Below are 7,591 nucleotides of genomic sequence, written 5' to 3'. Positions count from 1 at the left end.
TCCCGGAACCGGTCGCCTGCCGCCGAGGCTGCGGGTTTGCAGGCCCGCAGCCTCGCTGCTCAACCTACCCGATATCGATCAAACAATCCCGGAAGCCGGCTGCAGCGAAGCGGGGGTAGGTTCATTCCGGAACCTTGAGACGTTACCGCATGGATCATGACTTCCGGCCGGCGACGCTCGTCTTGGTCGGGATGACGAAATGACAAGCGCTTTCAGGCCCACCCGTCAAATCTGAACACTGCCCTTTGTGGGGAGGGGACGGGGATGGGGTAATGCCGGATGCGATGACCCTGCGGTCGCGCGAATCGAAAAGCCGACCGGAGGTCGAACCGGTCGGCTTTCTGATTTGTGCTGAAACGGGCCCTGGCCGGTCAGGCGAAGGTCCCGTGGCAATGCTTGTACTTCTTGCCTGAGCCGCAAGGGCAGGGCTCGTTGCGGCTGACCTTGCCCCATGTCGCCGGGTTGGCTGGGTCGCGGTCCTCGGGGGCGACGACCGACGTCGCCTCGGACCGGACGAGAACCGCCGAATCGCCGAAATCGTCCTCGCCGGTGGTGGCGTCGATATGCTGGCCGTGCACCTCGGGCGCCTGCGGGGGCGGGGCGTCGGCCGCCTGCCGGACCAGCTCGACGCGCATGAGCTGTGCGGTGACGGCCTGGCGCAGGTTGCCGAGCATGGCCTGGAACAGTTCGAAGGCCTCGCCCTTGTACTCCTGCAACGGATCGCGCTGGGCGTAGCCGCGGAAGCCGATCACCGAGCGCAGATGGTCGAGATTGACGATGTGCTCGCGCCACAGGTGGTCGAGCGTCTGCAGGACGATCGAGCGCTCGACATAGTTCATCACGTCGGGGCCGAAGCGCTCGGCGCGGTCCTTGGCGGCGGCGTCGACAGCCTCGGTGATGCGCTGGCGAATGTCTTCCTCGGCGATGCCCTCTTCCTTGGCCCAGTCCTCGACCGGCAGGTCGAGGTTGAGATACTGGGCAATCTCGGCCCTCAGGCCGGCCAGGTCCCATTGCTCGGGATAGGCATTCTCGGGAATGGCCTTGCTGACGATCTCCTCGATGACGCCCGTGCGCATCTCGGCAATGGTTTCGCCGAGGCCCTCGCCGTCCATCAGTTCGAGCCGCTGCTCGAACACCACCTTGCGCTGGTCGTTGGCGACGTCGTCATATTTCAGGAGGTTCTTGCGGATGTCGAAGTTGCGGGCCTCGACCTTGGTCTGGGCCTTTTCCAGCGCCTTGTTGATCCAGGGATGGATGATGGCCTCGCCTTCCTTCAGGCCGAGCTTCTGGAGCATGCCGTCCATTCGCTCGGAGCCGAAGATGCGCATCAGGTCGTCCTGAAGCGAGAGGTAGAACTTGGAACGGCCCGGATCGCCCTGACGGCCGGAGCGGCCGCGCAACTGGTTGTCGATGCGGCGCGATTCGTGGCGTTCGGTGGCCAGAACGTAGAGGCCGCCGGCGGCCAGCGCCTGTTCCTTCAGCCGTGCCACGTCCTCGCGGATGGCCTTCTCGCGCGCCTCGCGCTCGGGCCCTTCGGGAATATCGGCCAGCTCTTCCTCGATGCGCATGTCGGCATTGCCGCCGAGCTGGATGTCGGTGCCGCGGCCGGCCATGTTGGTGGCGATGGTGACGGCGCCGGGCTTGCCCGCCTGGGCGACGATGGCCGCCTCGCGCTCATGGTGACGGGCGTTGAGGACCTCGAAATCCTTCAGCCCTTCCTTCTTCAGCCGGTCGGCCAGATATTCGGATTTCTCGATCGAGGTGGTGCCGACCAGGATCGGCTGGCCCTTGGCCCGCGCGTCCTTGATCTCCTGGACGATGGCCTTGTACTTCTCCTCGACCGTGCGGTAGACCTCGTCGTCCTCGTCGATGCGCTGCACGGGCAGGTTGGTCGGGATTTCGGTGACTTCCAGCCCGTAGATGTTGCCGAACTCCTCGGCCTCGGTCAGCGCCGTGCCGGTCATGCCGGACAGCTTCTCGTACATGCGGAAGTAGTTCTGGAAGGTGACGGAGGCCAGCGTCTGGTTCTCGGGCTGGATCTGGACGTGCTCCTTGGCCTCCAGCGCCTGGTGCAGGCCTTCCGAATAGCGGCGGCCGGGCATCATGCGGCCGGTGAACTCGTCGATGATGACGATCTCGCCGTCCCGCACGATATAGTCCTTGTCGCGCTGGAACAGGCTGTGGGCCTTCAGCGCGTTGTTGACGTGGTGGACCATGGCGACGTTCTCGACGTCGTAGAGCGACTCGCCCTTGAGCAGGCCGGCGGCGCGCAGCATGCCCTCCAGCTTCTCGGTGCCGTCCTCGGTGAAGATGGCGGTCTTCTGCTTCTCGTCGACCTCGTAGTCTTCCGGCTTGAGCTGGATGATGAAGGTGTCGACGGTGTTGTACATCTCCGAACGGTCCTCGAGCGGACCGGAGATGATGAGCGGCGTGCGCGCCTCGTCGATCAGGATGGAGTCCACCTCGTCGACGATGGCGTAGTGGTGGCCGCGCTGGACCATCTGGGCGCGCTCATATTTCATGTTGTCGCGCAGATAGTCGAAGCCGAGCTCGTTGTTGGTGGCATAAGTGACGTCGCAGGCATAGGCCGCGCGCCGTTCCTCGTCCGACAGGCCGTGCACGATGACGCCGACCGTGAGGCCGAGGAAGCGGTGGAGCCGGCCCATCCAGTTGGCGTCGCGCGAGGCGAGGTAGTCGTTGACGGTCACGATATGCACGCCCTTGCCGGCAAGGGCGTTGAGATAGGTCGGCAAGGTGGCGACCAGCGTCTTGCCCTCGCCGGTGCGCATCTCGGCTATGCCGCCATTGTGCAGCACCATGCCGCCGATCATCTGCACGTCGAAGGGGCGCATGCCGAGCACGCGCCGGGATGCCTCGCGCACGGTGGCGAAGGCAGGAACCAGAAGGTCGTCGAGGGTCGCCCCGTCGGCAAGCTGCTTGCGGAATTCGTCGGTGCGGGCCCTGAGCTGATCGTCGGAAAGCGCCTTGAGTTCCTCCTCCAGGGCGGCTATCGCCGCCACGCGGGACCGGGTCGCCTTGATGCGCCGATCGTTTGAGGAGCCGAAGATCTTACGGGCGAAACCGCCAAGACTGACCATGAAATGGTCCTTTCGATTGCAATCCTGAATAGTTCGGCAGGTGCCGGATTGCCCGTCATACCCGCCTTTGCGCGTAGGCAATACCATAAACCGCCCGGAAAACGGTTATGGACGCAAAGTCGTGGGACAGATAAGAGTGGCCACCACCGATGTCAACGGCGCTCTTTTTCACGGGAATGCGCGGAATTCTGCCACATTTTCGCTGACTGAAAGTGCTTAACCTGTCCGCAATCTCCACCGGAGTTTCTTTCATGTCATTTTCGTACCGACGCGTTACGCTCGCCGGCCTTGGCCTTGCCGTGAGCCTTTCGGCTCTGGCGGTGGCGCCGCTGGCGGCCCAGGAGCAGGCGCCTGCCGCCCAGGCGACCGAGGCGGCCAAGCCGGTCGATCCCAAGGCCGTGGTGGCGACGGTCGACGGACAGCCGATCACCGAGGCCGATCTGGAGCTGGCGCAGAGCGAGTTGGCGCAGCAGTTCGCGCAGTTGCCCGAGGCGCAGCGCCGGGCCGCGGCCCTTTCCGCCGCCATCGAGGTCAAGGTCCTGTCCAACAAGGCGGTCGCCGAGGGTCTCGACAAGGACGAGGACTTCCAGCGCCGTGCCGCCTTCCTCCAGCAGCGCGCCCTTCATGGCGAGCTCGTCGAGAAGGAAGTCGTGGGCAAGATCACCGACGAGGAGATCCGCGCCCGTTACGACAAGGAAATCGCGGCCGCCCCGCCGGTCAACGAGGTCCATGCCCGTCACATCCTGGTGAAGACCAAGGAAGAGGCCGACAAGATCGTCAAGGAACTCGACGGCGGCGCCGACTTCGAGAAGCTGGCCAACGAGAACACCACCGATCCGAGCGGCAAGACCAGCGGCGGCGATCTCGGCTATTTCGGCCCCGGCCAGATGGTGCCGGAATTCGAGAAGGCGGCCTTCGCCCTCGACGTCGGCAGCTATGGCAAGGAGCCGGTGCAGACGCAGTTCGGCTGGCACGTCATCAAGGTCGAGGACAAGCGCGCCAAGCAGCCGCCGGCCTTCGACGCGGTCAAGGAGCAGGTCAAGCAGTTGCTGATCCGCGACAAGTACTTCGCCGTGGTCAAGGACGCTCGCGCCGCCGCCAAGGTCGAGATCCCGGATGCCGATCTGAAGAAGGCCGTGGAAAGCGCCGACGGCGAATAAGCCGCCTTTGCAGGCTGAATGAACGAAACAGAGGCCGGTCCCCGCGACCGGCCTTTTGCATTGGAGCCGCCTTGCCGGCCTTCAAACGCCTTGCGTGACGCCGCGCTATGGGGCAAATCCTCCCCCATTCGACCCTTCATCCAGCCGAGGCCACATGTCCGCCGCCGTTTCTCCTCTCGCTCCCAGGAAATACCCGAAAATGCAGGCCATCGAGGGCGTGCGCATGGCGACCGCCGAGGCCGGGATCAAGTACAAGGGACGCACCGACCTCCTGGCCATGGTCTTCGATCCGGGCACCGCGGTGGCGGGCGTGTTCACGCGCTCCAAATGCCCGTCGGCGCCGGTCGATTTCTGCCGTGAGAACCTTGCCGGCGGCAAGGCGCGGGTGCTCATCGTCAATTCCGGCAACGCCAATGCCTTCACCGGCAAGAAGGGCCGCGAGGCCACGTCGATGACCGGCAAGGCGGCGGCCAAGGCGGCCTCCTGCACGGAAGGCGAAGTGTTCCTGGCTTCCACCGGCGTCATCGGCGAGCCGCTCGACGCCGGCAGGTTCAGCCATCTGCTGGAGGGGCTGGTGCGGGATGCGCGTCCGGACCTGTGGAAGGAAGCGGCCAGCGCCATCATGACCACCGACACCTATCCCAAGGTGGCGACGGCGACGGTGAAGCTCGGCGAGGCGGACGTGACCATCAACGGCATCGCCAAGGGGGCGGGCATGATCGCCCCGGACATGGCCACCATGCTCTCCTTCGTCGCCACCGATGCGCCGATCGCCGCGCCGGTTCTGCAGGCGCTGCTGTCCGGCGGAACGGCCAAGACCTTCAACGCGGTGACGGTCGATTCCGACACCTCGACCAGCGACACGCTGCTGCTGTTCGCCACCGGCGCGGCGGCAAAGCGCGGCGCGCCCGCCATCGACGATGTGAAGGACCCGCGCCTGTCGTCCTTCAAGCGGGCGCTGGGCAAGATCCTGAAGTCGCTGGCCCTGCAGGTGGTGCGGGACGGAGAGGGCGCGCGCAAGCAGATCGAGATCACCGTCGAGGGCGCCAAATCGGCGCGCTCGGCCAAGCGCATCGCGCTGTCCATCGCCAATTCGCCGCTGGTCAAGACCGCCGTCGCCGGCGAGGACGCCAACTGGGGCCGCGTGGTCATGGCCGTCGGCAAGGCCGGCGAGCCGGCCGACCGCGACCGCCTGTCGATCTGGTTCGGCGACAACCGCCTCGCCCATGAGGGTGAGCGGGACCCGTCCTACTCGGAGGAGGCGACCTCGGCCTACATGAAGCGCGACGAGATCGCCATCCGCGTCGATCTCGGCATCGGCCGGGGCAAGGCCACGGTATGGACCTGCGACCTGACCAAGGAATATGTTGCCATCAACGGGGATTACCGGAGCTGAGCGCCTTGATCCATCCGAGCGAGCGACTGGCCGCGGTGCGCCGCTACGAGGCGGCGGGGTTCCGCGCGTGGCCGGCCGCCGCCGTCCACTATGACGGCACCTGGGTGATCAGGCTCACCGCCGGCCATCCGGCCAAGCGGCTCAATTCCGTCAATCCGCTCGATCCCGGCGACGTCGCCAGCATCGCCGAGCGCGTCGGGCGCGCTGCTCGCCGCTTCGAGGCCTATGGCCGGCCGCTGACCTTTCGCGTGTCGCCGCTGTCCGGCCCGGAGCTTTCGGCCCATTTCGACGCCGAGGGCTGGTCGCGCTTCGACGAATCGCTGGTCATGCGCCTGCCCTTGGCCGAGGCCCCCGTCGATCAGGCCCTCGACCAGATACCGCTCAAGGATATCGGCCGCTTCGTCTCCGCCGCGCTCAAGGTGCAGGGCGCCGACCTTTCGCTGCGGGCGGGGCTCTCCGAACTGATCGGGGCGATCCAGCCGGAAACCGGGCTGTTCGCCATGGAGCGCGGGGACGAGCCCCTCGCCACCATGATCTGCGTGCATGACAGCGATCTTGTCGGCCTGTTCGAGGTGGCGACGCATGTGGCCGAACGGCGGCAGGGCCATGGCCGCAAGCTGCTCCTGTCGGCCCTCAAATGGGCGCGGCTGCGCGGGGCGCGCGAGGCCTGGCTGCAGGTCGAGGCGGCCAACGAACCGGCGCTGGCGCTCTATGGCTCGCTCGGCTTCACCGAGGTCTACCGCTACCATTACCGCCGCCCTCCCGGAGCCTGAACGCGTGACCGACAAGCCGAGACGTCTTTTGCTGGTCAGCGCCTGCGCGCTCGTCGACGCCGACGGGCGGGTGCTGATCGCCCAGCGGCCGGAAGGCAAGCAGCTTGCCGGCATGTGGGAGTTTCCCGGCGGCAAGGTGGAGGCGGGCGAGACGCCGGAGGAATGCCTGGTGCGCGAATTGCGCGAGGAGCTCGGCATTGAGACGCAGATTCCCTGCCTTGCGCCGCTCACCTTCGCCAGCCACACCTATGAGGATTTCCACCTGCTGATGCCGCTCTATGTCTGCCGCCGCTTCACCGGCACGCCGCAGCCGCACGAGGCGCAGGCCCTGAAGTGGGTGCGGCCGCGCCAGATGCGCGACTATCCCATGCCGCCGGCCGATGTGCCGCTGATCCCCTTCCTCATCGACCTGCTGTAGCGGCGATGCCGCTTTCCCGCCGTCTTCGTTAACGCAAGATTAAGCATGTCCTGAAAAACTGGACATGGCTTCGGGCCTGCAAGGGCCTGGTCGGCCGGGGGCAATGTTCGGGGGAGGCCATTTTGAGTCTCGACAACGATTGGAAGCCGGCGCGCGCCCGGCGTGGCGGTCCTGCGACGCGGGCCGGGATGGGCATCTTGCGGATAACGCTGCTTTTCGGGTCCGCCATCGTGGCGCTCGCCCTGTTCGCCACCTCCTATCTCGCCGACCGCACGCCGGAGCAATGGTCGAGAACGGGGCAGGGCGGGCTCGACTTCATGTCCACCGGCTCGGTCTCGCGCGGCAGCACCTACACGCTGCGGCGCAGCGTGCTGCAAACCTCGCCCTCGGCGGTGTGCGTGCTGCGGGCGGACGGTTCGCAAAGCGGCGATTGCTGAGCGGTTACGGCGGCTCCCCGGCGGTGGGGTCGTGCCGCTTCACGAGCTGTTAAGCCTGTTGCGTTAACCTTCCTTAATGCTTGGCGGCTAAGCCTGTGCCAAAGAAGGGAATTGGCATATGGCGAGACTGATCGGGCAATTCCTTGGCAACAGGCAGGGTACGGCAGCGATCGAATACGGGCTCATCGCAACGCTGATCTCGATTGCCATCGTCGTGGCTGTCGGCGGTGCCGCCGATCAGGTGGTGGCTTTGTGGGATTCCAACAACAGCCACATCGCCGAAGCCTTCGAATGACAAGCGCCGGCACT

7 protein-coding genes are annotated in these 7,591 nt (G+C 65.9%); 6 read left to right on the top strand and 1 reads right to left on the bottom strand.

From position 1 onward, the window contains the following. Window positions 1-371: 371 nt before the first annotated feature. Window positions 372-3,098 carry a preprotein translocase subunit SecA gene (gene secA / locus ABID37_RS19190; protein WP_354197655.1) on the bottom strand — a complete coding sequence of 909 codons (2,727 nt, stop codon included), beginning with the start codon at window positions 3,096-3,098 and terminating at the stop codon, window positions 372-374. Window positions 3,099-3,349: 251 nt separating this feature from the next. Between secA and ABID37_RS19185 the strand changes: the two genes are divergently transcribed. From ABID37_RS19185 to ABID37_RS19160, 6 genes are all read left to right on the top strand, one after another. Continuing rightward, window positions 3,350-4,258 (top strand): peptidylprolyl isomerase, encoded by a 909-nt coding sequence (locus ABID37_RS19185; RefSeq protein WP_354197653.1) that lies wholly within the window; start codon window positions 3,350-3,352, stop codon window positions 4,256-4,258. 154 nt (window positions 4,259-4,412) lie between these two features. Further along, complete coding sequence (gene argJ, locus ABID37_RS19180; RefSeq protein WP_354197650.1) at window positions 4,413-5,654, top strand: bifunctional glutamate N-acetyltransferase/amino-acid acetyltransferase ArgJ; 1,242 nt, start codon at window positions 4,413-4,415, stop codon at window positions 5,652-5,654. A 5-nt stretch (window positions 5,655-5,659) separates the two neighbouring features. Continuing rightward, window positions 5,660-6,427: a GNAT family N-acetyltransferase gene (locus ABID37_RS19175; RefSeq protein WP_435521595.1), complete on the top strand. Its 768-nt coding sequence runs from the start codon at window positions 5,660-5,662 to the stop codon at window positions 6,425-6,427. Window positions 6,428-6,431: 4 nt separating this feature from the next. After that, window positions 6,432-6,845 carry a (deoxy)nucleoside triphosphate pyrophosphohydrolase gene (locus ABID37_RS19170; protein ID WP_354197646.1) on the top strand — a complete coding sequence of 138 codons (414 nt, stop codon included), beginning with the start codon at window positions 6,432-6,434 and terminating at the stop codon, window positions 6,843-6,845. A gap of 122 nt (window positions 6,846-6,967) precedes the next feature. Next, window positions 6,968-7,282, top strand: a complete 315-nt coding sequence (locus ABID37_RS19165) for a hypothetical protein (RefSeq protein ID WP_354197644.1) — start codon at window positions 6,968-6,970, stop codon at window positions 7,280-7,282. 118 nt (window positions 7,283-7,400) lie between these two features. Beyond that, window positions 7,401-7,577, top strand: a complete 177-nt coding sequence (locus ABID37_RS19160; protein ID WP_354197642.1) for a Flp family type IVb pilin — start codon at window positions 7,401-7,403, stop codon at window positions 7,575-7,577. The last annotated feature ends 14 nt before the right edge of the window (window positions 7,578-7,591 follow it).

Origin of the sequence: Aquamicrobium terrae, from assembly GCF_040545735.1 — a bacterium.
Lineage (GTDB): Bacteria > Pseudomonadota > Alphaproteobacteria > Rhizobiales > Rhizobiaceae > Mesorhizobium > Mesorhizobium terrae_A.
This window is presented reverse-complemented; position numbering and strand designations above follow the sequence as displayed.

Excerpts from the sequence above, each read along its gene's own strand:
- secA (WP_354197655.1), bottom strand. The coding sequence starts at position 3,098 with ATGGTCAGTCTTGGCGGTTTCGCCCGTAAGATCTTCGGCTCCTCAAAC.
- ABID37_RS19185 (WP_354197653.1), top strand. The coding sequence starts at position 3,350 with ATGTCATTTTCGTACCGACGCGTTACGCTCGCCGGCCTTGGCCTTGCC.
- argJ (WP_354197650.1), top strand. The coding sequence starts at position 4,413 with ATGTCCGCCGCCGTTTCTCCTCTCGCTCCCAGGAAATACCCGAAAATG.
- ABID37_RS19160 (WP_354197642.1), top strand. The coding sequence starts at position 7,401 with ATGGCGAGACTGATCGGGCAATTCCTTGGCAACAGGCAGGGTACGGCA.